Here is a 23503-nt window from a genome sequence, read left to right as displayed (position 1 = left end):
CCGCTGTAGGTGACTGGTTACCTGACGCTGACGGAAAATCCTGCCCGTCGCGCGTGAAGGCGTATTGTGACAAGAAAACGGGGCGATTGTCAGCCCACAACTCGCATAAACTCGCACAAATCAGGTCTGGACAAACAAAAAAGGCACATCAAATGATGCGCCCTTGTACTTTCCGGCTTCCCTGAAACGGGAAAGCAATCAGTTTACTGCGTCTTTCAGCGCTTTACCTGCACGGAAACCCGGCACTTTAGCAGCAGCAATGGTGATCTCTTTACCGGTCTGAGGGTTGCGGCCAGTACGGGCAGCACGCTCTTTAACAGCAAAAGTACCGAAACCTACCAGTGCAACGTCGTCCCCAGCCTGCAGAGATTCAGTAACAGAAGCAATTAAGGCATCTAACGCACGTCCAGCTGCAGCTTTAGAAATATCAGCACCCGCAGCAATTTTGTCAATCAGTTGAGATTTATTCACTGTTCTCTTCCTCTCTTTATAATTTATATCGCGCCTGAATCCTTCACAACGCGACCGCGCAGCAGTTATATCAGGCCTGCCATGACCTTACAACACCCGTTGTTGATGACGGACCTAATCAGCAATCTAAATTAGCTATACAAAAAAAGGCTGGCAAGTGCGAAATGACTTACCAGCCTTGTTTTTATTGACGCTCTTTGCGCGAGGTCACTATTTTGCTGTTACAACCTGCATTCCGGAGGGTTCATTCTGCAGTGCGAGACTGAGAACTTCCTCAATTCGCTTCACAGGATGGATCTGCAGGTCGGCAATCACATTGTCCGGAATCTCTTCCAGATCGCGTTTGTTTTCGTAAGGGATCAATACGGTTTTGATCCCACCGCGGTGTGCCGCCAGCAGTTTTTCTTTTAAACCACCAATCGGCAGAACCTGACCACGCAGCGTAATTTCACCGGTCATTGCCACATCGGCACGCACCGGGTTACCTGTCAGGCAGGAAACCAGAGCGGTACACATCGCAATACCCGCGCTTGGGCCATCTTTCGGCGTCGCCCCTTCCGGAACGTGCACGTGGATGTCGCGTTTTTCGTAGAAATCAGGGTTGATACCCAGTTTCTCCGCGCGCGCGCGCACCACGGTCAGCGCTGCCTGGATGGATTCCTGCATCACTTCACCCAGAGAGCCGGTGTAGGTCAGCTTGCCTTTACCCGGGACACAGGCGGTTTCGATGGTCAGCAGATCGCCGCCCACTTCCGTCCATGCCAGGCCGGTCACCTGGCCAACGCGGTTTTCGTTGTCCGCTCGACCGTAGTCGAAGCGCTGAACGCCGAGATAGGCATGCAGATTGTCGCCGTTAATCACAATGTGCTTAAGGCTCTTATCCAGCAGCAGCTGTTTCACCGCTTTACGACACAGTTTCGAAATTTCACGCTCAAGGCTACGCACGCCCGCTTCACGGGTGTAGTAGCGAATGATGCCGACAATCGCGCTGTCCTCGACGGTCAGCTCGTTGGCTTTCAGCGCGTTACGCTCAATCTGTTTCGGCAGCAGGTGCTGCTTAGCGATGTTCAGCTTCTCATCTTCGGTATAACCGGAGAGACGGATCACTTCCATACGGTCCAGCAGCGGGGCCGGAATGTTCATGGAGTTGGAGGTCGCCACGAACATCACATCGCTCAGGTCGTAGTCCACTTCCAGGTAGTGATCGCTGAACGCTACGTTCTGTTCTGGATCAAGCACTTCCAGCAGTGCAGACGCAGGGTCGCCACGCATGTCCGACGACATCTTGTCGATCTCATCGAGCAGGAACAGCGGGTTTTTAACCCCCACTTTCGCCATCTTCTGGATCAGTTTACCCGGCATAGAACCGATGTAGGTACGGCGGTGGCCGCGGATTTCCGCTTCATCGCGTACGCCACCCAGCGCCATACGGATATACTTACGTCCGGTCGCTTTGGCGATGGACTGACCCAGAGAGGTTTTACCCACCCCCGGCGGTCCAACCAGGCACAGAATTGGGCCTTTAATTTTGTTTACACGGCTTTGTACCGCGAGGTACTCAAGAATGCGGTCTTTCACGCGTTCCAGACCGTAGTGGTCGGTATCCAGAATTTCCTGCGCCTGACGCAGGTCTTTTTTGACCTTGCTGCGGGCGTTCCACGGAACCTGCACCATCCACTCAATGTAGCCGCGTACAACGGTCGCTTCAGCCGACATTGGAGACATCATTTTCAGCTTCTGCAGTTCTGCTTCAGCCTTCTCTTTCGCCTCTTTCGGCATCTTCGCCGCGTCGATCTTACGCTTCAGCGCTTCGTTTTCGTCCGGCGCGTCGTCCATCTCGCCCAGTTCTTTCTGAATGGCCTTCATTTGCTCGTTCAGATAGTACTCACGCTGAGATTTCTCCATCTGCTTTTTCACGCGGTTGCGAATGCGCTTCTCAACCTGCAGCAGATCGATTTCAGACTCCATCATCGCCATCAGGTATTCCAGACGTTCGTTGACGTCGGACATTTCCAGCACGGACTGTTTGTCAGCCAGCTTCAGCGGCATATGTGCAGCGATGGTGTCCGCCAGACGCGCAGGATCGTCGATGCTGTTCAGCGACGTCAGCACTTCTGGTGGAATTTTCTTGTTCAGCTTGATATAGCCTTCAAACTGGCTAATCGCGGTGCGAACCAGCACTTCCTGTTCGCGCTCATCAAGCTCAGGCGAATCAAGGTACTCTGCCTTTGCAGAGAAGTGCTCGCCGTCATCTGACAGAGTGGTAATACGCGCACGCTGCAGGCCTTCTACCAGCACCTTCACGGTGCCGTCAGGCAGCTTCAGCATCTGCAAAATAGAGGCCACGGTCCCGACGGTGAAAAGATCGTTTACACCCGGCTCATCCGTTGATGCTTCTTTCTGCGCGACCAGCATGATTTTTTTATCATGATCCATGGCGGCTTCGAGACAACGGATAGATTTTTCCCGCCCTACAAATAAGGGTATGACCATGTGCGGATAAACCACCACATCGCGCAACGGCAATACGGGGATTTCAATGCGTTCAGAACGCTCAGGATTCATAGAGCTCTCTCTTAGTTAGTGTCCGCCAGGTAAGCTGGTCATGTCACTGTGCTTCACATAACCATTAACATGTATCCAGTATATGGGGATGTTTCCCACACATTCAACGCTATGAATACGGAAAAAGTAAAGGGGAGATAAAATCCCCCCTTTTTGATTAACTGCTTGTATGATTTGGTTAATTATTCGCCAGATGCCTGCTGCGCTTCCGGTTTGCCGTAAATCAGCAGCGGCTTGGTTTGACCGCTAATGACGGACTCGTCAATCACCACTTTCTCAACGTCTTCCATCGACGGAAGATCGTACATGGTGTCGAGCAGTGCCGCTTCAACAATTGAACGCAGACCACGGGCACCGGTTTTACGGATCATCGCTTTCTTGGCAATAGCATCCAGCGCTTCGTCGCGGAATTCCAGATCAACGCCTTCCAGATTGAACAGCGCCTGATACTGCTTGGTCAGCGCATTTTTCGGCTCTTTCAGGATCTGGATCAGCGCGTCTTCGCTCAGCTCATTCAGCGTTGCCACAACCGGCAGACGGCCGATGAATTCAGGGATCAGACCGAATTTGATCAAATCTTCCGGTTCAACCTGAGACAGCAGTTCGCCTTCGTTTGGTTTTTCGGACGTCGATTTCACCGTTGCGCCAAAACCAATGCCGGAGCCGGTTTCAACACGGTGGGAGATGACTTTGTCCAGACCAGCAAACGCGCCACCACAGATGAACAGGATCTTGGAGGTATCAACCTGCAGGAACTCCTGCTGCGGATGTTTACGACCACCCTGTGGCGGAACGGCAGCAACCGTACCTTCAATCAGCTTCAGCAGTGCCTGCTGTACGCCTTCACCCGATACGTCACGGGTAATGGACGGGTTGTCAGATTTACGGGAGATCTTGTCGATCTCATCGATGTAAACAATCCCGCGCTGGGCTTTCTGTACGTCGTAATCGCACTTCTGCAGCAGTTTCTGAATGATGTTTTCGACGTCCTCACCCACATAACCGGCCTCGGTCAGGGTGGTGGCATCCGCCATCGTGAACGGAACATCAAGCAGACGCGCCAGGGTTTCAGCCAGCAGCGTTTTACCGGAACCGGTTGGGCCGATCAGCAGAATGTTACTTTTACCCAGTTCTACGCCATTGCTGGTGTCGCCGTTACGCAGACGTTTGTAGTGGTTATAGACCGCTACCGCCAGCACTTTCTTGGCCTGCTCCTGTCCGATGACGTAGTCGTCAAGGTGATGACGAATTTCATGCGGCGTTGGCAGCGCGCTGCGCTCACGGTGCGGTGCGACTTCTTTAATCTCTTCGCGAATGATGTCGTTACATAAATCGACACATTCGTCGCAGATATACACGGACGGCCCGGCAATCAGTTTACGCACTTCATGCTGGCTTTTGCCGCAAAAAGAGCAGTACAGCAGTTTGCCCGAACCATCTTTGCGTTTATCTGTCATGAGTCCAAACCTCTTTTTAAGTTCTTTGTGCCGCACATGACGACGCAAATGCCATTCTAAGACGCAAGCTGCAATCAGCAGCGTGCCGCCCTACCTTAGTATAGCGGCACACTCGCGTCGCGGGCATCAATTACGATGGGTCAACACGGAGTCGACTAAGCCGTACTCAACTGCCTCTGGAGCAGAGAGGAAGCGATCGCGCTCGGTATCGCGCTCGATCTGCTCGAGTGGTTGACCCGTATGCTGCGCCATAAGTTCATTCATGCGCGCTTTTACTTTCAGAATCTCGCGGGCGTGGATTTCGATATCCGTCGCCTGCCCCTGGTAACCGCCCAGCGGCTGGTGAATCATCACGCGGGAATTTGGCAAGCAGAAACGCTTACCTTTCGCCCCTGCTGTTAACAGGAACGCGCCCATAGATGCAGCCTGACCCATACAGATAGTGCTTACATCAGGCTTGATGAATTGCATGGTGTCATAAATGGACATTCCTGCTGTAATCACGCCACCCGGGGAGTTAATGTACAGGTAAATGTCTTTTTCCGGGTTTTCCGCTTCCAGAAACAGCATCTGCGCCACGATCAGGTTAGCCATGTGGTCTTCCACCTGGCCGGTCAGAAAGATAACGCGTTCCTTGAGCAGACGGGAATAGATATCAAAAGAACGCTCACCACGTGAGGTCTGTTCAATAACCATTGGCACCAGAGCCATATGGGGTGCAAAGTTATCTCGTTCGCCACTGTATGACATTTCCGTCTCCTGGATCAAAATTGAAAACACCTGCTGTACTGATTGTAACCTTACGGACGGATTATCAGCCAGTCTCATTCATCATGATTACGTACTTATGGGGTTCACAGTGCCCTATTTCAAGCATAACAACCTTTTGTTGTTACGCTAACACCGAAAGGGCGTTTTAGCACTCTTCCTGGGCTATCGCTGCGATAAAAAAAACCCGCTGCCGCAAGGCAACGGGTTTTCTGTTCAAACTTTAAACCGTTGGGGCGAAATTACGCCTGCTGGTTCATCAGTTCGTTGAAAGAGGTCGCTTTTTCGGTCACTTTCGCTTTCGCCAGTACCGCTTCAACAGCCTGCTCTTCCAGGGCAACGTTGCGCATGTTGTCCATCAGCTCTTTGTTCTTACCGTAGAACTCGATCACTTCTGATGGATCTTCGTATGCAGAAGCCATCTCTTCGATCAGGCCTTTCACACGCTCTTCGTCAGCTTTCAGCTCGTGGGTACGAATCACTTCGCCCAGCAGCAGGCCAACAACAACGCGGCGTTTCGCTTGCTCTTCGAACAGCTCGCGTGGCAGTTCCATCGCTTGCTGCTGGTTGCCACCGAAACGCTGTGCAGCCTGACGGCGCAGAACGTCGATTTCGCTATCGATCAGGGCAGCTGGAACGTCGATTTCGTTGGCTTTCACCAGACCTTCGATCGCCTGAGATTTCACACGGTTACGCACCGCGCCGTTCAGTTCGCGTTCCATGTTCTTACGTACTTCGGTACGCAGACCCGCTACGGAACCATCTTCCACGCCGAAACGCTTGATGAATTCTTCAGTCAGTTCTGGCAGTTCGCGCTCTTCAACTTTCTTCAGGTTGATAGCGAACTTCACTGCTTTCCCTTTCAGGTTTTCAGCGTGGTATTCTTCCGGGAAGGTCACGTCGATGGTGAACTCTTCGCCAGCCTTGTGGCCTTTGATACCGTCTTCGAAGCCTGGGATCATACGACCCTGGCCCATCGCCAGTACGAAGTCAGACGCTTTACCGCCTTCGAACTCTTCGCCGTCTACAGAACCGGTGAAGTCGATGGTGACACGGTCTTCAGCGTCAACAGCGCCTTCTTTCTCTTTCCAGTTCGCCTGCTGCTTGCGCAGGGTATCCAGCATGCCGTCAACGTCTTCGTCAGTCACGGAAACAACTGGTTTTTCAACTTCGATAGATTCCAGACCTTTCAGCTCAACTTCCGGGTACACTTCGAACTCTACGGAGTAGGTGAAGTCTTCGCCCAGTTTGTATTCGCCTGGAACGTAGTTAGGCGCGCCGGCCGGATTGATTTTTTCTTTGATGATCGCATCAATAAAGTTACGGCTCATCAGTTCACCCAGCACATCCTGACGCACGGAAGCGCCATAACGCTGAGCAACAACATTCATTGGTACTTTGCCCTTGCGGAAGCCGTCAATACGTACTTTTTTTGCTACGTTGACCAGCTCGCTTTTCACAGCAGTTTCGATGCTGTCAGCAGCGATAGTAATCGTTACACGGCGGCCAAGGCCTTGAGTGGTTTCAACTGAAACTTGCATCTTGTTACCTCAAAAAAATCACAGTGCTCGGTCAACTCTGAATCTGTCTGTTATACCGGGATGCTCTCTTAGTGCAGATTCACATTCCCTGTCGCCAGAATCATCCCGAAGACATTCAATAAGACGCGGCATTATAGCGGCATCACTTAGGTGAGTCGAGAACGGTTGGGGCATGTTGCTGCGGCTTTTTTCACACTTTAAGGCTATTTTTAGTCTTAAAATCGCTCCATTCGCTCAAAACTCAGACAAAACAAAACGGCCCGGAGGCCGTTTTGAGGAAATCTGTAAGCAACATACTGGAAAAGCTCCAGCCGTTGCAAATCCGATTTATCAGGCGATAGTGCCTGCACCGCGACAGGGCGGCGATGCGAAAACCGTATCCTGCAAACCTTCCCATTCCTTAATGGTGTAGGTATGCAGTGCCAGCGCATGCACGGTCGTGGAGAGCTCTTCCGTCAAGGTGCTGTAGATCAAGCGGTGTCGATTCAGGAAACGCTCTCCCGTGAAGCGATCGCTAACCAGAACCACTTTAAAGTGGCTTTCAGAACCTGCCGGCACGTTATGACGATAGCTTTCGTCGACGACTTCGAGGAACACAGGGTTGAACGCTGCCCTTAATTTATCTTCTATATGCTCACGTATCATCATGAAATTACTCCTCCGACAACGCCAGGATGTCACCCATCCCTTTAAATGTTAGCCGCTTTTACCGTTTCCATTACACCTTGACAACAAATATTTAGCTTTCGTCTGATTTTCTCATTCAAACGAATGAAGTTCACTGTGAGACTCATACGTTTTGTCATACAAGGATTGGGAAAAACGGTGAACTGGTCAGTTTTCGGACAAGGCGATGAATTTACATGCGTTGACCACTTCCCCTCGCCGTTGGCGATGTTATGATGGCGGCAATTTTTCTCTTTATATGCTTACGATTCGTTGAGAACCCGAAAATGTTAAAAAAACTCTTCTTTCCGTTGGTAGCCCTTTTTATGCTGGCAGGCTGTGCTACCCCGCCTACCACCATTGATGTCTCACCAAAAATCACTCTGCCTCAGCAGGACCCAAGCCTGATGGGCGTCACCGTGAGCATTAACGGTGCCGATCAGCGTCAGGATCAGGCGCTGGCTAAAGTGACCCGCGATAACCAGCAGGTTACTCTCACCGCCTCCCGCGACCTGCGCTTCCTGCTCCAGGAAGTGCTGGAGAAACAGATGACCGCTCGCGGCTACATGATTGGCCCAAGCGGCGCGGTCGATCTGCAGATCATCGTCAACAACCTGTACGCTGACGTGTCTCAGGGCAACGTGCGCTACAACATTGCGACCAAAGCGGATATCGCCATCATTGCCACCGCGAAGAATGGCAACAAGATGACCAAAAACTACCGCGCCAGCTACTCTGTTGAAGGTGCCTTCCAGGCTTCTAACCAGAACATTGCTAACGCCGTGAACAGCGTGCTGACCGATACCATCGCCGATATGGCGCAGGACACCAGCATTCACGACTTCATCAAGCAGAACGCGCGTTAATCCCGCTCTCTGACCCGGTGATACACCGGGTCAGTTTTATAAAAACATGTCCAGCCATTACTTACGCATTTTCCAGCAACCGAAATCAGCGATCCTGCTGATCCTCGGCTTCGCCTCGGGTTTACCCCTCGCACTCACTTCCGGCACGCTTCAGGCGTGGATGACGGTTGAGAACATCGATCTTAAAACCATCGGTTTCTTCTCGCTTGTCGGCCAGGCCTATGTCTTTAAGTTCCTGTGGTCTCCGGTCATGGATCGCTACACGCCGCCTTTCCTCGGACGTCGACGCGGCTGGCTAGTGATGACGCAGATCCTGCTGCTGCTGGCTATTGCGGCGATGGGTTTTCTTGAACCCACCACCCAGCTTCGCTGGATGGCAGCGCTTGCGGTGGTGATTGCCTTCTGTTCCGCCTCTCAGGATATTGTGTTCGACGCCTGGAAGACGGACGTATTACCTGCTGAAGAGCGCGGTGCTGGTGCAGCAATCAGCGTGCTGGGCTATCGCCTCGGAATGCTGGTCTCCGGCGGGCTGGCGCTGTGGCTGGCCGACCGTTACCTCGGCTGGCAGGGCATGTACTGGCTGATGGCCGCCCTGCTGATCCCCTGCATTATCGCGACGCTGTTCGCGCCCGAACCGAGTGACGTCATCCCGGTTCCCCGCTCGCTGGAGCAGGCCGTCGCCGAACCTCTTCGTGACTTCTTTGGCCGCAACAATGCCTGGCTGATCCTGCTGCTCATCGTCCTTTATAAGCTGGGCGATGCCTTTGCCATGAGTTTAACCACCACCTTCCTGATCCGGGGCGTCGGTTTTGACGCCGGTGAAGTGGGTGTGGTGAATAAAACGCTGGGGCTGTTTGCGACGATTGTCGGCGCGCTTTATGGCGGCGTGCTGATGCAACGCCTGACGCTGTTTCGCGCGCTGCTGATTTTCGGCATCCTTCAGGGCGCCTCTAACGCAGGCTACTGGCTGCTGTCGATTACCGACAAACATACGATCAGCATGGCCGCGGCGGTGTTCTTCGAAAACCTCTGCGGCGGCATGGGAACAGCGGCGTTTGTCGCCCTGCTGATGACCCTGTGCAACAAGTCGTTTTCCGCTACCCAGTTCGCTCTGCTCTCGGCGCTCTCCGCCATTGGCCGCGTGTACGTTGGCCCGATTGCCGGCTGGTTCGTGGAAGCCCACGGCTGGCCAACATTTTATCTCTTCTCGGTCGTGGCTGCAGTGCCGGGAATTTTATTGCTGCTGGTCTGCCGTCAGACGCTGGAATATACCCAGCGGACAGAACATTTTATGCCGCGCACCGAATATCGCCGCGCCTATCGTTTTGCGCTACGTCTGTTAATGGCGGGCTGCATTGCTCTGGCGCTCTGGCTTGTGGTGCTTATTATCAATGCCAGCACCTCTCTGGTACTCCCTTTCGAAGCCCTTCTGCTGGACGCAGGCGCCCTGCTGGCTATCGCCGGGATCCTGACCGGAGGTCTGCTTGATTTCATGGCGTTGCGTAAAACGCAGATGACCTGAAGAAAAATGCGAAAGGTTATTTCCCGTTGTAATCACTAACCGAAATTATAACGGCGAAATAGCCGCCAGGCGCAAAAAAAATATTTGTTGTTTTGTGCGGGATAAGATTTGGAAATTATTGGCTCCCATTCCAAAACGCTATTTTTCATTAAACGATTCAGCATACGAGAGTTTGATTTTTCGTTTTTCAGATGTCTTTTTATTGATAATTAATTGTTAATTTTTTGTTTATTTTCAACAATGGTTATACCAATTGCCCCTTTTAGGGTATGCTTGGGGGTCCTTTCGTTATAAAGCCCATGCCATGCGGCTTCGGTCATAAAAACCGACATAATTTGCAACACTTGTGACACGTGCGGCAGAACCCGGTAACACCTTCCTGACACAGGCCTAATGATGTTTACAGTAATGTAACCTTCCCGTAAAATGCCCGCACACTTTAAACGCCACCAGACTCCGTGGAATTGAGGTCGTTAAATGAGACTCGGGAAATACAATAAAAGTTTGGGATGGTTGTCATTATTCGCGGGCACTGTATTACTCAGTGGCTGCGATTCTGCACTACTAGACCCCAAAGGACAGATTGGACTGGAACAACGTTCACTGATATTGACGGCTTTTGGCCTGATGTTGATTGTGGTTATTCCTGCCATTTTGATGGCTGTTGGTTTCGCCTGGAAGTATCGTGCGAGCAATAAAGATGCGAAGTATAGCCCTAACTGGTCACACTCCAATAAAGTGGAAGCTGTGGTCTGGACGGTACCTATTCTGATCATCCTGTTCCTTGCCGTACTGACCTGGAAAACCACTCACGCACTTGAGCCAAGCAAACCGCTGGTTCACGATGAGAAACCTATTACCATTGAAGTGGTCTCCATGGACTGGAAATGGTTCTTCATCTATCCAGAGCAGGGTATTGCTACCGTGAATGAAATCGCCTTCCCGGCGAACACTCCGGTTCAGTTCAAAGTGACCTCCAACTCCGTAATGAACTCCTTCTTCATCCCACGTCTGGGTAGCCAGATTTACGCGATGGCCGGTATGCAGACCAACCTGCATCTGATCGCGAATGAAGCAGGCACCTATGATGGTATCTCCGCCAGCTATAGCGGCCCGGGCTTCTCAGGTATGAAGTTCAAAGCTATTGCGACGCCAGACCGTGCCGCTTTCGACCAGTGGGTTGAAAAAGCGAAGCAGTCTCCAAACACCATGTCTGACATGGCGGCGTTCGAAAAAGTGGCTGCACCAAGCGAATACAACAAGGTGGAGTACTTCTCTAATGTGAAACCAGATTTGTTCAAAGACGTTATTGGCAAATTTATGGATCACGGCAAGAGCATGGACATGACCCAGCCTGAAGGCGAGCACAGCGCGCACGAAGGTATGGAAGGCATGGACATGAGCCACGCGGAAACCGCTCACTAAGGGGCCGAGGAAGAAAATGTTCGGAAAATTGACACTGGATGCAGTGCCCTACCATGAACCGATTATCGTGGTTACGGTGGCTGCAATTATCATTGGTGGCGCGGCCTTACTGGCCCTGATCACTTACTTCGGTAAGTGGAGTTACCTGTGGAACGAGTGGCTGACTTCGGTTGACCACAAAAAACTCGGTATCATGTACTGCATCGTCGGTATCGTCATGTTAATTCGTGGCTTTGCGGATGCGATCATGATGCGTAGCCAGCAGGCACTCGCTTCTGCGGGTGAAGCCGGCTTCCTGCCACCGCACCACTACGATCAGATCTTTACCGCCCACGGCGTTATCATGATCTTCTTCGTGGCGATGCCGCTGGTTATCGGTCTGATGAACGTTGTCGTTCCGCTGCAAATCGGCGCGCGCGACGTGGCGTTCCCGTTCCTGAACAACCTGAGCTTCTGGTTCACGGTTGTCGGCGTTATCCTGGTTAACCTGTCACTGGGTGTGGGCGAATTCGCGCAGACCGGCTGGCTGGCTTACCCGCCGCTGTCAGGAATTGAGTACAGTCCGGGCGTTGGCGTCGACTACTGGATTTGGGCGCTTCAGCTCTCCGGTGTCGGTACTACCCTGACCGGTATCAACTTCTTCGTGACCATTATCAAGATGCGTGCCCCAGGCATGACCATGTTCAAGATGCCGGTATTTACCTGGGCATCTCTGTGCGCCAACATCCTGATTATTGCCTCCTTCCCAATTCTGACCGTCACCATCGCGCTGCTGACCCTGGACCGCTACCTGGGCACCCATTTCTTCACGAATGATATGGGTGGCAACATGATGATGTACATCAACCTGATTTGGGCCTGGGGTCACCCGGAAGTGTACATTCTGGTTCTGCCTGTGTTCGGTGTGTTCTCCGAAATCGCGGCAACCTTCTCGCGTAAACGTCTGTTTGGTTACACCTCTCTGGTGTGGGCAACCGTGTGTATTACCGTTCTGTCGTTCATCGTTTGGCTGCACCACTTCTTCACCATGGGTGCTGGCGCGAACGTAAACGCCTTCTTCGGTATTACCACCATGATTATCGCCATCCCTACCGGGGTGAAGATCTTCAACTGGCTGTTCACCATGTACCAGGGCCGTATCGTGTTCCACTCAGCGATGCTGTGGACTATCGGCTTCATCGTGACCTTCTCCGTAGGTGGGATGACCGGCGTACTGCTGGCGGTACCGGGTGCTGACTTCGTTCTGCACAACAGCCTGTTCCTGATTGCGCACTTCCATAACGTTATCATCGGTGGCGTGGTCTTCGGCTGCTTCGCTGGCGTAACCTACTGGTGGCCAAAAGCGTTCGGCTTCACGCTGAACGAAAAATGGGGTAAACGCGCGTTCTGGTTCTGGATCATCGGCTTCTTCGTGGCATTTATGCCTCTGTACGTGCTGGGCTTCATGGGTATGACCCGTCGTCTGAGCCAGCAGATCGATCCGCAGTTCCACCCAATGCTGATGGTTGCAGCGGGCGGCGCCGTGCTGATTGCCTGCGGTATCGCGTCTCAGCTGATTCAGTTCTACGTGTCTATTCGCGACCGCGACCAGAACCGTGACCTGACCGGTGACCCATGGGGTGGCCGTACGCTGGAGTGGGCGACCTCTTCTCCACCTCCTTTCTATAACTTTGCCATCGTGCCGCAGGTTCATGAACGCGACGCATTCTGGGAAATGAAAGAAAAAGGTGAAGCGTACAAGCAACCTGCTCAATACGAAGAAATCCACATGCCGAAAAACAGCGGTGCGGGCATTGTGATTGCCGCCTTCGCAACGGTATTTGGTTTCGCAATGATCTGGCACATCTGGTGGATGGCGATTGTTGGCTTCGCCGGCATCGTAATCAGCTGGATTGTGAAGAGCTTTGACGAGGACGTGGACTACTACGTACCAGTCCGTGAAGTTGAGAAGCTGGAAAATCAGCATTTCGACGAGATTTCTAAAGCGGGGCTGAAAAATGGCAACTGATACTCTGGCGCACTCAACTGCCCACGCGCATGAACATGCGCACCACGATACAGGACCGACCAAAGTCTTCGGTTTCTGGATCTACCTGATGAGCGACTGCATTCTGTTCTGCTGTCTGTTCGCGACCTACGCCGTTCTGGTGAACGGCACGGCGGGCGGCCCGGCTGGCAAGGACATCTTTGAACTGCCGTTCGTTCTGGTTGAAACCGCACTGCTGTTATTCAGCTCCATCACTTACGGCATGGCGGCTATCGCCATGTACAAAAACAACAAGAGCCAGGTTGTGTCCTGGCTGGCGTTGACCTGGCTGTTTGGTGCTGGATTTATCGGGATGGAAATCTATGAATTCCATCACCTGATTCTGGAAGGTTTCGGTCCGGATCGCAGTGGCTTCCTGTCAGCGTTCTTCGCGCTGGTCGGTACCCACGGTCTGCACGTGACCTCTGGTCTGATCTGGATGGCGGTACTGATGTTCCAGGTATCCCGTCGCGGCCTGACCAGCACTAACCGTACCCGTATCATGTGCCTGAGCCTGTTCTGGCACTTCCTGGACGTGGTGTGGATCTGTGTGTTCTCTGTTGTATATCTGATGGGGGCGATGTAATGAGTCATTCAAACGATCATGGCGCTTCCCACGGTAGCGTAAAAACCTACATGACAGGTTTCATCCTGTCGATCATCCTGACGGTGATCCCGTTCTGGATGGTGATGAGCGGTTCTGCGTCTAAGCCGGTTATTCTGGGTGCAATCCTGGTGACCGCGGTGATTCAGATTCTGGTGCATCTGGTTTGCTTCCTGCACATGAACACCAAGTCCGATGAAGGCTGGAATATGACCGCCTTTATCTTTACCGTGATTATCATCGCTATCCTGGTAGTCGGTTCCATCTGGATTATGTGGAACCTCAACTACAACATGATGGTTCACTAAGAGCGGCGAGTATGTTTAAGCAATACCTGCAAGTAACGAAACCAGGCATCATCTTTGGCAACCTGATCTCCGTGATCGGAGGGTTCCTGCTGGCCTCTAAGGGCAGCATTGATTACACCCTCTTTATCTACACGCTGGTCGGTGTGTCACTGGTTGTTGCGTCCGGTTGTGTATTTAACAACTACATCGACATGGATATCGACAAGAAGATGGAAAGGACCAAAAATCGGGTGCTGGTGAAAGGCCTGATCGCCCCTTCCGTCTCGCTGGTGTACGCCACCTTGCTGGGTATTGCTGGCTTTATGCTGCTGTGGTTTGGTGCTAACCCGCTGGCCTGCTGGCTGGGGGTGATGGGGTTCGTGGTGTATGTGGGCGTCTACAGCCTGTATATGAAACGCCACTCCGTCTACGGCACGCTGATTGGTTCTCTCTCCGGCGCTGCGCCGCCGGTGATTGGCTACTGCGCGGTCACGAACGAGTTCGACAGCGGCGCGCTGATCCTGCTGGCTATCTTTAGCCTGTGGCAGATGCCGCATTCCTATGCCATCGCGATTTTCCGCTTTAAGGATTATCAGGCAGCGAACATCCCGGTTCTGCCGGTCGTGAAAGGCATTTCTGTTGCCAAGAACCACATCACGCTGTACATCATCGCCTTTGCCGTGGCAACGCTGATGCTCTCTCTGGGTGGTTACGCCGGGTATAAATATCTGGCGGTAGCGGCTGCGGTGAGCGTCTGGTGGCTCGGTATGGCGCTGCGCGGTTACAAAGTGGAAGATGACAAGGTCTGGGCGCGCAAACTGTTTGTGTTCTCGATTGTGGCCATCACCTCGCTGTCCGTGATGATGTCCGTGGACTTCATGGTGCCAGATTCACACAACCTGCTGACTTACGTCTGGTAAGCCAAACAGGTCAATAAAAGGGTGCTTCGGCACCCTTTTTTATTCACTGAATCTACTAATAACGCATGTAATATTTGTTAAATAACCCTTTATTTACCCCGCCCCTTCCCCACACTACACTATGGCCTGCTTTTGAACTGAGGTGGTAATGAACGATTATAAAATGACGCCAGGCGAGCTACGCGCGACCTGGGGCTTAGGGACTGTCTTCTCGCTACGGATGCTTGGCATGTTTATGGTCCTGCCTGTTCTGACCACGTACGGTATGGCGCTGCAGGGGGCCAGCGAGGCGCTGATTGGCCTCGCGATCGGCATCTACGGCCTGGCGCAGGCGGTTTTCCAGATCCCGTTTGGCCTGCTCTCTGATCGGGTGGGCCGAAAGCCGCTGATCGTCGGCGGGCTGCTGGTCTTTGTGCTCGGAAGCGTGATTGCCGCCCTCTCCCACTCCATCTGGGGGATTATTCTCGGCCGCGCCCTGCAGGGTTCCGGCGCGATTGCCGCCGCGGTGATGGCGCTGCTGTCCGACTTAACCCGCGAGCAAAACCGTACTAAAGCGATGGCGTTCATCGGCGTGAGCTTTGGCGTGACCTTTGCGATTGCGATGGTGCTGGGCCCCATCATTACGCACACGCTGGGTCTGCACGCCCTGTTCTGGATGATTGCCGTGCTGGCGACCATCGGTATTTCCTTAACCCTGTGGGTCGTGCCGGACAGCAAAAACCACGTCCTGAACCGCGAATCGGGGATGGTAAAAGGCTGCTTCAGCAAAGTGATTGTCGAGCCGCGCCTGCTCAAGCTTAACTTTGGCATTATGTGTCTGCACATCCTGCTGATGTCGACCTTTGTCGCCCTGCCCGGCCAGCTTGCCGCAGCGGGTTTCCCGGCGGCTGAGCACTGGAAAATCTATCTGGTCACGATGCTGATTTCGTTTGTCTCCGTCGTGCCGTTCATCATCTACGCCGAAGTGAAGCGCAAAATGAAGCGCGTCTTCGTGGGCTGCGTGGCGGTCCTGCTGATTGCCGAAATTGTGCTCTGGGGTGCCGGCCCGCACTTCTGGGAGCTGATTGCAGGCGTGCAGCTTTTCTTCCTGGCCTTTAACCTGATGGAAGCGCTGCTGCCGTCGCTGATCAGCAAAGAGTCCCCCGCCGGCTACAAAGGCACGGCGATGGGCATCTACTCCACCAGCCAGTTTCTCGGCGTGGCGATCGGCGGCTCGCTCGGCGGCTGGGTGGACGGCCTGTTTGATTCACAAACCGTGTTCCTCGCCGGTGCGCTATTGGCGACAGTCTGGCTGCTGGTCGCCAGCACCATGAAAGAGCCGCGCTACGTGAGCAGCCTGCGCGTGGAAATCCCGGATGATGTTGAGATTAGCGATACGCTGAAACAGCGTCTGGAAGCCAAAGAGGGTGTGACAGAGGTGCTCATCGTCCCGGAAGAGCGCAGCGCTTACGTCAAAATAGACAGTAAAATGACCAACCGCTTCGAGGTCGAGCAGGCGCTCAAAGCGTGAAAAAAAGCCCGGTTAAACCGGGCTTTTTATATTAATCGCGGAAGTTTTTAAACTGGAATGGTTGCCCCAGATCGCCGCCGCGCACCAGCGCCATTACGGACTGGAGGTCATCGCGGGACTTACCGGTCACGCGAATTTCTTCGCCCTGGATCTGCGCCTGCACCTTCAGCTTGCTGTCTTTAATAAGCTTAACGATCTTCTTCTGCACCGCGCTCTCGATGCCCTGCTTCAGCCTGGCTTCAACAAACCAGTTTTTACCGCTGTGCACAAACTCTTCCGGCACGTCCAGAGACGTCCCTTCGATGCCGCGCTTTAACAGCTTGGCGCGCAGAATGTCGAGCAGCTGATTCACCTGGAAATCAGACTCGCTCAGCACCTTAATGGTCTTATTTGCGTCGTTCAGCTCAAACGACGCCTCAACGCCACGAAAATCGAAACGTGACTCAACTTCGCGGGTTGCGTTCTCAACGCCGTTGCGAACTTCCTGGATATCAACTTCGGAAACAATATCGAAAGATGGCATCTTTTCTTCTCCCTTCACTTTTGTTGCGTTGCATAATACCCGCTACGAGGCATAACTCAACAGAAGCTTAGCTGTATAATTAAGCCGTAACACCTGGCGCAGTTGCAGGTGAGGAGGAACAATGAAAATTACGGTGCTCGGATGCGGAGCGCTTGGTCAGCTGTGGCTGACCGCGCTGTGCAAGCACGGACATGAGGTTCAGGGCTGGCTGCGCGTGCCCCAGCCCTATTGCAGTGTAAACCTGATTGGTGAAGACGGAAGCATCTTTAACGAATCCCTCACCGCGAACGATCCTGATTTCCTGGCGCAAAGCGATCTTTTACTGGTGACGCTCAAAGCGTGGCAGGTCTCAGACGCGGTAAAGACACTGGCCGCGCAGCTCCCCCCCACTTCGCCCATACTGCTGCTGCATAACGGCATGGGGACCCTTGATGAGCTGAAAAGCGTACCGCAGCCCCTGCTGATGGCGACGACCACGCACGCTGCCCGTCGCGACGGCAACATCATCGTGCATGTCGCCAGCGGCGTGACGCACATCGGGCCCGCCAGAACTCAGGATGGAGATTACAGCTATCTTGCCGATGTGCTGCAGAAGGTGCTGCCGGACGTCGCCTGGCACAACAACATCCGCCCTCAGCTGTGGCGCAAGCTGGCGGTAAATTGCGTAATCAACCCGCTGACGGCGCTGTGGAACTGCCCGAACGGGGAGCTGAAAAATCATCCGCAGGACGTTGCGATTTTGTGTGCGGAAGTCGCGGCGGTCGTTGAGCGGGAAGGCCTGCATACCTCGGCCGACGATTTGCGCTGTTATGTCGAGCAGGTCATTGAGAGCACGGCAGAAAACATCTCCTCGATGCTGCAGGATGTTCGGGCTTTACGCCACACGGAGATCGACTACATTACCGGCTATCTGCTAAAACGCGCCCGCGCGCACGGCATTTCCGTGCCGGAAAACGCCCGTCTGTATGACCTGGTTAAACGTAAGGAGAGTGAATATGAGCGCGTCAGCACTGATCTGCCTCGCCCCTGGTAGCGAAGAGATGGAAGCGGTCACCACCATTGATTTGATGGTGCGCGGCGGCATTAAGGTCACCACCGCCAGCGTCGCCAGCGACGGTAATCTGGCAATCACCTGCTCGCGCGGGGTGAAAATCCTTGCGGATGCCCCCCTCGTTCAGGTGGCTGACGGCGATTACGACATCATCGTGCTGCCCGGCGGCTTAAAAGGCGCGGAATGTTTTCGCGATAGCCCGCTGCTGGTCGAGACAGTGCGTCAGTTTCATTTATCCGGCCGCATCGTCGCGGCAATCTGTGCCGCAGCAGGAACGGTTCTGGTTCCGCACGATATCTTCCCCATCGGCAACATGACCGGCTTCCCGGGGCTGAAGGATACGATCCCGGAAGAGCACTGGGTGGATAAACGCGTCGTCTGGGATCCGCGCGTCAACTTGCTGACCAGCCAGGGGCCAGGCACCGCGATTGATTTTGGCTTAAAGATTATTGACCTGCTGGTCGGGCGCGAGAAAGCGTACGAAGTGGCGTCGTCGCTGGTGATGCCGGCGGGGATTTATAATTATTACGAATAGGTGTTCTCCCTCTCCCTGTGGGAGAGGGCCGGGGGTGAGGGCTTCAGGCCGCACTCCCCGGCAATGAACTACGGGCGATACACCTTCACGTTCGCAAAGCCCTGCTCGCGCAGATACAGCGCCTGCAGGCGACTCATCACCCCGCGCTCACACCACAGCAGATACGTTTTGCTCTGGTCGAGATCGCCAAACTTGGTGCTCAGCTTATAGAACGGCAGAGAAACCACGTCGACGCCTTCAACCTGCAGCGGCTTGTCATCCTGCTCGTCAATGGAGCGGATATCCAGAATCGCATCGTTAGCGCCGAAACCGCTCACGGTTTCAACTTCAACGACTTCCTGCTCGGTCTGCTGGGCAATCTCGCGGATGTCGATGTTGGAGGCTTCCTCCACCACTTTTTCCAGAATGCTGAAATCGAAGTTCTCTTCTTCCGCTTCGATCTTCGCCTTCACCGCTTTCACCGTTGGGCTTTTTGAGATCACGCCGCAGTATTCCGGCATGGTGCGGGCAAAATCTTCGGTACCGATTTCGCGCGCCAGATCGATGATGTGCTCTTTATCGTGGGAGATCAGCGGGCGCAGGATCAGCGTATCAGACACGTTGTCGATCAGACGCAGGTTGGTCAGCGTCTGGCTGGAGACCTGGCCCAGCGCTTCACCGGTGACCAGCGCCTGTACGCCATAGCGCTCGGCAACTTTGGACGCCGCACGCACCATCATGCGCTTCAGCACCACGCCCATTTGGCCGTCGTCCACTTTTTCGAGAATTTCGCCGACCACAGGTTCGAAGTTGATCGCCACGAAACGCACGCGGTGGGAGCTGCCGAAGCGGTTCCACAGGTAATGCGCGACCTGACGAACGCCGATTTCGTGCGCCGCGCCGCCCAGGTTGAAGAAGCAGTAGTGCACACGGCAACCGCGACGCATCAGCATATAGCTGGAGACGCCGGAGTCGAAGCCGCCGGAGATCAGGGACAATACGTCTTCCTGGGTGCCAATCGGGAAGCCGCCGATACCTTCATAGCGCCCTTTCACCAGCAGCAGGCGATCGTTTTCGATCTCCAGGTTCACGGTCACGTCCGGGTTGGTCAGACGAACGCGCGCCGTTTCAACGTGCTGGTTCAAACCGCCGCCAACGTAACGTTCCACTTCAATAGAGCTGAACTCGTGCTTGCCGCGACGCTTCACGCGCACGCAGAAGGTTTTGCCTTCGATCTGGTCGCGGTACTGCACCAGCGCTTTCTCGAAGATGTCGTGCATATCGCTGAACGGAACATCTTCCACTTCCAGGATATGGTGGATCCCCGGAATACGGGTCAGCGCGTCGCGAATATCCTGACGTTTGTTTTCGTCTTTCGCACGGACCTCTACGTGGTCCCAGTGGCGCACCACGGCGAGGGTTTCGTCGTAGTGCTTTAATACGTTACGAATGTTCCCGGTGAGAATTTTAATAAAGCGCAAACGCACAGATTGGCTTTTGATGGTGATTTCAGGGAACAATTTAATGATAAACTTCATGGCGGCAATGTTTCTTAGGCAAGCGTATTAAGGCTTGTAATGGAAAAGAGTACAGCAGCCCACACCCGTGGCTGCATCCAGGCGCGCAAGTATACCACCATCGCGCCGCTCCTGTGCACATTGCGCGTTATTTGATAATTGCCCTGAGTCCGTTACCATGTCGGGGCTGAGAATATAAGAGTCAATTCACTATGCCGAAGAAGAACGACGCACCGGCCAGTTTCGAAACTGCGCTGAGTGAACTGGAGCAAATCGTTACCCGTCTTGAGAGCGGCGATCTCCCGCTGGAAGAGGCGCTCAATGAATTCGAGCGTGGCGTGCAGCTGGCGCGCCAGGGGCAGGTCAAACTGCAGCAGGCCGAGCAGCGCGTGCAGATCCTGCTTTCCGACAGCGAAGACGCGAAAACCACGCCTTTTACACCGGACGCCGAGTAAATGGATTTTGCCAACGAGCTTCAGGCGCGTGTCGTACGCGCCAACGACGCCCTGCGCCGTTTTATTGCGCCACAGCCTTTTCAGAACACTCCTCTGGTTGAAGCCATGCACTATGGCGCACTCTTGGGTGGAAAGCGCCTGCGCCCGTTCCTGGTGTACGCGACAGGCAATATGTTTGGCATCAGCGATAACACGCTGGACGCCCCGGCAGCCGCCGTGGAGTGTATCCACGCCTACTCGCTGATCCACGACGATCTCCCGGCCATGGACGACGACGATTTGCGTCGGGGTCAACCCACCTGCCATATCAAGTTTGGCGAGGCGAATGCCATTCTGGCGGGTGATGCCCTGCAAACGCTGGCATTCTCAATTTTGAGCGACGCGCCGATGGCGGAAGTGGCCGACCGCGACCGCCTGGCGATGATCTCCGAGCTGGCAATGGCCAGCGGCGTGGCCGGCATGTGCGGCGGACAGGCGCTGGATCTTGAAGCGGAAGGACGTCAGGTTAATCTGGAACAGCTGGAGCGTATTCACCGCCATAAAACCGGGGCGTTGATTCGTTCCGCCGTTCGCCTGGGCGCGCTGAGCGCGGGTGAACAAGGGCGCAAAGCCCTGCCGATTCTGGACAGATACGCAGAAAGTATCGGTCTGGCGTTCCAGGTTCAGGATGACATTCTGGATGTGGTGGGCGATACTGCAACATTGGGTAAACGTCAGGGTGCGGACCAGCAGCTTGGCAAAAGTACCTACCCCGCCCTGCTGGGTCTTGAGCAAGCCCAACGTAAAGCCCGGGATCTGATTGACGATGCCCGCCAGTCGCTAAATGAACTGGCCGCGCAATCGCTGGATACCTCGGCACTGGAAGCGCTAGCGGACTATATAATCCAGCGTGATAAATAAACTATATATCTCGATGAGCCTTTGATGAGTTTTGATATTGCCAAATACCCGACACTGGCGTTAGTTGACTCCACCCAGGAGTTACGTCTGTTGCCGAAAGAGAGCCTGCCGAAGCTGTGCGACGAGCTGCGTCGCTACCTGCTCGACAGCGTAAGCCGCTCCAGCGGCCATTTCGCCTCCGGGCTTGGCACGGTAGAGCTGACCGTGGCGCTGCATTACGTCTATAACACGCCGTTCGATCAGCTCATCTGGGACGTGGGCCACCAGGCCTATCCGCACAAAATTCTGACCGGACGTCGCGATAAAATTGGCACCATTCGTCAGAAAGGCGGCCTGCACCCGTTCCCGTGGCGCGGTGAGAGCGAGTATGACGTGCTGAGCGTCGGCCACTCCTCCACCTCCATTTCTGCGGGCATCGGTATTGCCGTTGCCGCCGAGAAAGAGAACAAGCAGCGCCGCACCGTCTGCGTGATTGGCGACGGCGCCATTACCGCCGGTATGGCCTTCGAAGCCATGAACCACGCGGGCGATATCAAGCCGGACATGCTGGTTATCCTCAACGATAACGAAATGTCGATCTCAGAGAACGTCGGCGCGCTTAACAACCATCTGGCCCAGCTGCTCTCCGGCAAGCTTTACTCCTCGCTGCGCGAAGGCGGCAAGAAAGTCTTCTCCGGCGTACCGCCGATTAAAGAGCTGCTCAAGCGTACCGAAGAACACATCAAAGGCATGGTGGTGCCGGGCACCCTGTTTGAAGAGCTGGGCTTTAACTATATTGGCCCGGTTGACGGTCACGACGTGCTGGGACTGGTGACCACGCTCAAGAACATGCGCGACCTGAAAGGCCCGCAGTTCCTGCATATCATGACCAAAAAAGGGCGCGGTTACGAACCGGCGGAAAAAGATCCGATCACCTTTCACGCGGTACCGAAATTTGACCCGTCCAGCGGCTGTCTGCCAAAAAGCAGCGGCGGCATGCCGAGCTATTCCAAAATCTTCGGCGACTGGCTGTGCGAAACCGCAGCCAAAGACAACAAGCTGATGGCGATCACCCCGGCCATGCGTGAAGGTTCCGGCATGGTGGAGTTCTCCAGAAAATACCCTGACCAGTATTTTGACGTCGCCATTGCCGAGCAGCATGCGGTGACGTTTGCAGCGGGCCTGGCGATTGGCGGCTACAAGCCCGTTGTCGCTATCTATTCCACCTTCCTGCAGCGCGCCTACGATCAGGTGATCCACGATGTGGCGATTCAGAAGCTGCCGGTACTGTTTGCTATCGATCGTGCGGGCATCGTCGGTGCCGACGGCCAGACGCACCAGGGCGCGTTTGATCTCTCCTTCCTGCGCTGTATTCCGGATATGGTTGTCATGACGCCAAGCGACGAGAACGAATGTCGTCAGATGCTGTTTACCGGCTATCACTATCAGGATGGCCCAAGCGCCGTTCGCTACCCGCGCGGCAATGCGGTGGGCGTTGAGCTTCAGCCGCTGGAAAAACTGCCGATCGGTAAAGGGGTGGTTAAGCGTCGCGGTGAGAAAGTGGCGATCATGAACTTCGGCACGCTGATGCCCGAGGCCGCGAAAGCGGCTGAAGCGCTGAATGCCACCCTGGTGGACATGCGCTTTGTGAAGCCGCTCGACGACTCTCTGATCCTGAGTATGGCTGAGACGCATGATGTGCTGGTCACGCTGGAAGAAAACGCCATCATGGGCGGCGCGGGCAGCGGCGTGAATGAGGTGCTGATGGCGAACCGTAAAGCCGTGCCGGTGCTGAACCTCGGCCTGCCGGATCGCTTCATTCCGCAAGGTACTCAGGACGAAGCCCGTGCGGCGATTGGCCTGGACGCCGCCGGTATCGAAGCCAAAATCCGTACCTGGCTGGACTGACCCTTCCCCCCTTTCCGCTCCTGCTATG

Annotated in this window: 21 protein-coding genes; 13 read left to right on the top strand and 8 right to left on the bottom strand. The window is 54.3% G+C overall.

From position 1 onward, the window contains the following. Nucleotides 1–198: 198 nt before the first annotated feature. The 6 genes from hupB to bolA all read right to left on the bottom strand — a co-directional run bounded on the left by hupB (nt 199) and on the right by bolA (nt 7450). On the bottom strand, nt 199–471 hold the full coding sequence (gene hupB / locus HB664_RS08070; protein WP_002444653.1) for a nucleoid-associated protein HU-beta: 273 nt from the start codon (nt 469–471) through the stop codon (nt 199–201). Nucleotides 472–681: 210 nt separating this feature from the next. Beyond that, nucleotides 682–3036, bottom strand: a complete 2355-nt coding sequence (gene lon / locus HB664_RS08065) for an endopeptidase La (protein WP_126543958.1) — start codon at nt 3034–3036, stop codon at nt 682–684. Nucleotides 3037–3218: 182 nt separating this feature from the next. After that, on the bottom strand, nt 3219–4493 hold the full coding sequence (gene clpX / locus HB664_RS08060) for an ATP-dependent protease ATP-binding subunit ClpX (RefSeq protein ID WP_024906819.1): 1275 nt from the start codon (nt 4491–4493) through the stop codon (nt 3219–3221). 126 nt (nt 4494–4619) lie between these two features. After that, nucleotides 4620–5243 (bottom strand): ATP-dependent Clp endopeptidase proteolytic subunit ClpP, encoded by a 624-nt coding sequence (gene clpP, locus HB664_RS08055; protein WP_010428105.1) that lies wholly within the window; start codon nt 5241–5243, stop codon nt 4620–4622. 260 nt (nt 5244–5503) lie between these two features. Beyond that, nucleotides 5504–6802, bottom strand: coding sequence for a trigger factor (gene tig / locus HB664_RS08050; protein ID WP_219940589.1), 1299 nt, complete (start codon nt 6800–6802; stop codon nt 5504–5506). A 330-nt stretch (nt 6803–7132) separates the two neighbouring features. Beyond that, nucleotides 7133–7450, bottom strand: a complete 318-nt coding sequence (gene bolA, locus HB664_RS08045; RefSeq protein ID WP_021241655.1) for a transcriptional regulator BolA — start codon at nt 7448–7450, stop codon at nt 7133–7135. A 305-nt stretch (nt 7451–7755) separates the two neighbouring features. Between bolA and HB664_RS08040 the strand changes: the two genes are divergently transcribed. From HB664_RS08040 to HB664_RS08005, 8 genes are all read left to right on the top strand, one after another. Continuing rightward, on the top strand, nt 7756–8334 hold the full coding sequence (locus HB664_RS08040; protein ID WP_023310568.1) for a lipoprotein: 579 nt from the start codon (nt 7756–7758) through the stop codon (nt 8332–8334). A 46-nt stretch (nt 8335–8380) separates the two neighbouring features. Further along, entirely contained in the window at nt 8381–9856 is a 1476-nt protein-coding gene (gene ampG / locus HB664_RS08035) for a muropeptide MFS transporter AmpG (RefSeq protein ID WP_219940588.1), read from the top strand. A 477-nt stretch (nt 9857–10333) separates the two neighbouring features. Further along, on the top strand, nt 10334–11281 hold the full coding sequence (gene cyoA / locus HB664_RS08030; RefSeq protein ID WP_014882770.1) for a cytochrome o ubiquinol oxidase subunit II: 948 nt from the start codon (nt 10334–10336) through the stop codon (nt 11279–11281). 16 nt (nt 11282–11297) lie between these two features. Further along, entirely contained in the window at nt 11298–13289 is a 1992-nt protein-coding gene (gene cyoB / locus HB664_RS08025; protein ID WP_213787634.1) for a cytochrome o ubiquinol oxidase subunit I, read from the top strand. Further along, nucleotides 13279–13893: a cytochrome o ubiquinol oxidase subunit III gene (locus HB664_RS08020; RefSeq protein ID WP_023334703.1), complete on the top strand. Its 615-nt coding sequence runs from the start codon at nt 13279–13281 to the stop codon at nt 13891–13893. Before cyoB ends, HB664_RS08020 begins: the two co-directional genes overlap by 11 nt. Continuing rightward, entirely contained in the window at nt 13893–14219 is a 327-nt protein-coding gene (locus tag HB664_RS08015) for a cytochrome o ubiquinol oxidase subunit IV (protein WP_006176899.1), read from the top strand. Before HB664_RS08020 ends, HB664_RS08015 begins: the two co-directional genes overlap by 1 nt. 11 nt (nt 14220–14230) lie before the next feature. Beyond that, nucleotides 14231–15118: a heme o synthase gene (cyoE, locus tag HB664_RS08010; protein WP_013095848.1), complete on the top strand. Its 888-nt coding sequence runs from the start codon at nt 14231–14233 to the stop codon at nt 15116–15118. Nucleotides 15119–15266: 148 nt separating this feature from the next. After that, the gene (locus HB664_RS08005; protein WP_219940587.1) at nt 15267–16628 is read left to right on the top strand and encodes an MFS transporter; all 1362 of its coding nucleotides are present in this window, start codon (nt 15267–15269) and stop codon (nt 16626–16628) included. Between the two features lie 31 nt (nt 16629–16659). Here HB664_RS08005 and HB664_RS08000 read toward each other — a convergent pair whose 3' ends face one another. Next, nucleotides 16660–17151 carry a YajQ family cyclic di-GMP-binding protein gene (locus HB664_RS08000; protein ID WP_033144770.1) on the bottom strand — a complete coding sequence of 164 codons (492 nt, stop codon included), beginning with the start codon at nt 17149–17151 and terminating at the stop codon, nt 16660–16662. A 121-nt stretch (nt 17152–17272) separates the two neighbouring features. On the opposite strand from HB664_RS08000, the gene panE reads away from it, so the two are divergent. Together panE and yajL are read left to right on the top strand one after the other, a co-directional pair. After that, entirely contained in the window at nt 17273–18184 is a 912-nt protein-coding gene (gene panE, locus HB664_RS07995) for a 2-dehydropantoate 2-reductase (protein ID WP_045887930.1), read from the top strand. Then, nucleotides 18147–18737, top strand: coding sequence for a protein deglycase YajL (yajL, locus tag HB664_RS07990; protein ID WP_033144768.1), 591 nt, complete (start codon nt 18147–18149; stop codon nt 18735–18737). Before panE ends, yajL begins: the two co-directional genes overlap by 38 nt. 68 nt (nt 18738–18805) lie before the next feature. Here yajL and thiI read toward each other — a convergent pair whose 3' ends face one another. Beyond that, nucleotides 18806–20254 (bottom strand): tRNA uracil 4-sulfurtransferase ThiI, encoded by a 1449-nt coding sequence (gene thiI, locus HB664_RS07985; protein ID WP_048978945.1) that lies wholly within the window; start codon nt 20252–20254, stop codon nt 18806–18808. A 191-nt stretch (nt 20255–20445) separates the two neighbouring features. Between thiI and xseB the strand changes: the two genes are divergently transcribed. The 3 genes from xseB to dxs are packed head-to-tail and all read left to right on the top strand — an operon-like array spanning nt 20446 to nt 23475. Then, complete coding sequence (gene xseB, locus HB664_RS07980) at nt 20446–20688, top strand: exodeoxyribonuclease VII small subunit (RefSeq protein WP_008503331.1); 243 nt, start codon at nt 20446–20448, stop codon at nt 20686–20688. After that, nucleotides 20689–21588 (top strand): (2E,6E)-farnesyl diphosphate synthase, encoded by a 900-nt coding sequence (gene ispA, locus HB664_RS07975; protein WP_008503332.1) that lies wholly within the window; start codon nt 20689–20691, stop codon nt 21586–21588. Nucleotides 21589–21612: 24 nt separating this feature from the next. Further along, nucleotides 21613–23475, top strand: coding sequence for a 1-deoxy-D-xylulose-5-phosphate synthase (gene dxs / locus HB664_RS07970; protein ID WP_069303734.1), 1863 nt, complete (start codon nt 21613–21615; stop codon nt 23473–23475). Nucleotides 23476–23503: the final 28 nt, after the last annotated feature.

This window comes from Enterobacter sp. DNB-S2, assembly GCF_019443845.1.
GTDB lineage: Bacteria > Pseudomonadota > Gammaproteobacteria > Enterobacterales > Enterobacteriaceae > Enterobacter > Enterobacter asburiae_B.
This window is presented reverse-complemented; position numbering and strand designations above follow the sequence as displayed.

Bases quoted from the DNA above. Each gene is read 5' to 3' on its own strand.
- lon (WP_126543958.1), bottom strand. From the start codon at position 3,036: ATGAATCCTGAGCGTTCTGAACGCATTGAAATCCCCGTATTGCCGTTG.
- clpX (WP_024906819.1), bottom strand. From the start codon at position 4,493: ATGACAGATAAACGCAAAGATGGTTCGGGCAAACTGCTGTACTGCTCT.
- clpP (WP_010428105.1), bottom strand. From the start codon at position 5,243: ATGTCATACAGTGGCGAACGAGATAACTTTGCACCCCATATGGCTCTG.
- tig (WP_219940589.1), bottom strand. From the start codon at position 6,802: ATGCAAGTTTCAGTTGAAACCACTCAAGGCCTTGGCCGCCGTGTAACG.
- bolA (WP_021241655.1), bottom strand. From the start codon at position 7,450: ATGATGATACGTGAGCATATAGAAGATAAATTAAGGGCAGCGTTCAAC.
- HB664_RS08040 (WP_023310568.1), top strand. From the start codon at position 7,756: ATGTTAAAAAAACTCTTCTTTCCGTTGGTAGCCCTTTTTATGCTGGCA.
- ampG (WP_219940588.1), top strand. From the start codon at position 8,381: ATGTCCAGCCATTACTTACGCATTTTCCAGCAACCGAAATCAGCGATC.
- cyoA (WP_014882770.1), top strand. From the start codon at position 10,334: ATGAGACTCGGGAAATACAATAAAAGTTTGGGATGGTTGTCATTATTC.
- cyoB (WP_213787634.1), top strand. From the start codon at position 11,298: ATGTTCGGAAAATTGACACTGGATGCAGTGCCCTACCATGAACCGATT.
- HB664_RS08020 (WP_023334703.1), top strand. From the start codon at position 13,279: ATGGCAACTGATACTCTGGCGCACTCAACTGCCCACGCGCATGAACAT.
- HB664_RS08015 (WP_006176899.1), top strand. From the start codon at position 13,893: ATGAGTCATTCAAACGATCATGGCGCTTCCCACGGTAGCGTAAAAACC.
- cyoE (WP_013095848.1), top strand. From the start codon at position 14,231: ATGTTTAAGCAATACCTGCAAGTAACGAAACCAGGCATCATCTTTGGC.
- HB664_RS08005 (WP_219940587.1), top strand. From the start codon at position 15,267: ATGAACGATTATAAAATGACGCCAGGCGAGCTACGCGCGACCTGGGGC.
- HB664_RS08000 (WP_033144770.1), bottom strand. From the start codon at position 17,151: ATGCCATCTTTCGATATTGTTTCCGAAGTTGATATCCAGGAAGTTCGC.
- panE (WP_045887930.1), top strand. From the start codon at position 17,273: ATGAAAATTACGGTGCTCGGATGCGGAGCGCTTGGTCAGCTGTGGCTG.
- yajL (WP_033144768.1), top strand. From the start codon at position 18,147: ATGAGCGCGTCAGCACTGATCTGCCTCGCCCCTGGTAGCGAAGAGATG.
- thiI (WP_048978945.1), bottom strand. From the start codon at position 20,254: ATGAAGTTTATCATTAAATTGTTCCCTGAAATCACCATCAAAAGCCAA.
- xseB (WP_008503331.1), top strand. From the start codon at position 20,446: ATGCCGAAGAAGAACGACGCACCGGCCAGTTTCGAAACTGCGCTGAGT.
- ispA (WP_008503332.1), top strand. From the start codon at position 20,689: ATGGATTTTGCCAACGAGCTTCAGGCGCGTGTCGTACGCGCCAACGAC.
- dxs (WP_069303734.1), top strand. From the start codon at position 21,613: ATGAGTTTTGATATTGCCAAATACCCGACACTGGCGTTAGTTGACTCC.